This window comes from Pseudophaeobacter sp. 1A16562, from assembly GCF_041008785.1.
Classification (GTDB): domain Bacteria; phylum Pseudomonadota; class Alphaproteobacteria; order Rhodobacterales; family Rhodobacteraceae; genus Phycobacter; species Phycobacter gallaeciensis_A.
Genome location: NZ_JAXGFT010000044.1, coordinates 1 through 1,141, shown reverse-complemented (window position 1 = coordinate 1,141; position 1,141 = coordinate 1). Strand labels below are relative to the sequence as shown.

At 61.5% G+C, this 1,141-nt stretch carries 1 protein-coding gene; it reads right to left on the bottom strand.

Annotation, left to right across the window (positions count from 1 at the left end):
* Positions 1-26: 26 nt before the first annotated feature.
* Positions 27-1,141 (bottom strand): IS3 family transposase gene (locus SM764_RS22560; protein WP_369002871.1). Its coding sequence is split into 2 segments (ribosomal slippage), with 1,116 coding nucleotides annotated over them: positions 27-928 and positions 928-1,141; the frame shifts between segments, so codons are not numbered across the junction. This gene is flagged as partial in the annotation.

The window sequence follows — 1,141 nt, the reverse complement described above, 5'->3', positions numbered from 1 at the left end:
TGACCTGCCCCCCGCTGGTCCCTCGCTCATGACGAGAGTCTGCGGGTTTGATTTTGGTAGTCGTCGGTTTCGGGTTTGGCAAGCGCGGCAGGCGCGGAGCCCTCAAATAGCTCAAGCGCCTGCCGCGCTTGCTTTGGCGTTCTGTTCTCCAGCGAAGAGTGCGGCCTGACGTTGTTGTAATCGTAGCGCCACAGCGCCAGCTTTCGACGGGCATCGTCCAGGGTGTCGAACAGCTCTTCATTGAGAAGCTCGTCCCGCAGGCTGCCGTTGAATGACTCGATAAAGGCATTCTGCTGCGGTTTTCCTGGGTCGATGTAATGCCAATTCACGCCGTTCCTGTCGGCCCACTTCAGGATTGCCTGGCTGGTGAATTCCGTGCCGTTATCGCTGACAATGCAAGCGGGTTTTCCGTAGATCCGGACGAGCGCGTCCAGCTCCCGGGCAACGCGCTCACCTGAAATGCTGGTGTCCGCGGCCAGGCACAGGTTTTCCCGGCAGCAGTCATCGTTCACGGCCAGGATGCGAAACTTCCGCGACGCACCGAAGCTGTCTGCCAGGAAATCCAGGGACCAGCGCTGGTTCGGCCGTGTGGCTTCGGGCATCGGCGTGCGTGAGCCCCGGGCGCGTTTGCGGCCCCGCCGCCGCTTCACCGCAAGGCCTTCTTCCCGGTAGAGACGGTAGAGTTTCTTGTGGTTCATGATCATGCCTTTGCGCTCGAGCAGCACGCCGATCCTCCGGTAGCCGAACCGGCGGCGTTTGCCAGCGATCTCCTTCATTTCCTGGCGGATCTCGGGATGGTCAGGCGGGCGTTCGCGCCGGACCGTCTTGGGATCGACACCGACAAGCCGACAGGCCCTGCGCTGCGAGATATCATGATCCCGCATTGCATTGAGCGCTGCCTCTCGCCGCTCTTTCGGTGTCGTTAGCTTTTTCCCAGCAGGTCTTTCAGAACCACATTGTCGAGCATCGTATCTGCCAGCAGCCGCTTCAGCTTGGCGTTCTCATCCTCCAGCGCCTTCAGCCGTGCGGCCTCCGACACCTCCATGCCGCCATACTTGGACTTCAGCTTGTAAAAGGTCGCCGGGCTCAGGCCGTGCCGACGGCACACCTCCGCCGTCGGCATCCCGGCTTCCTGCTCTTT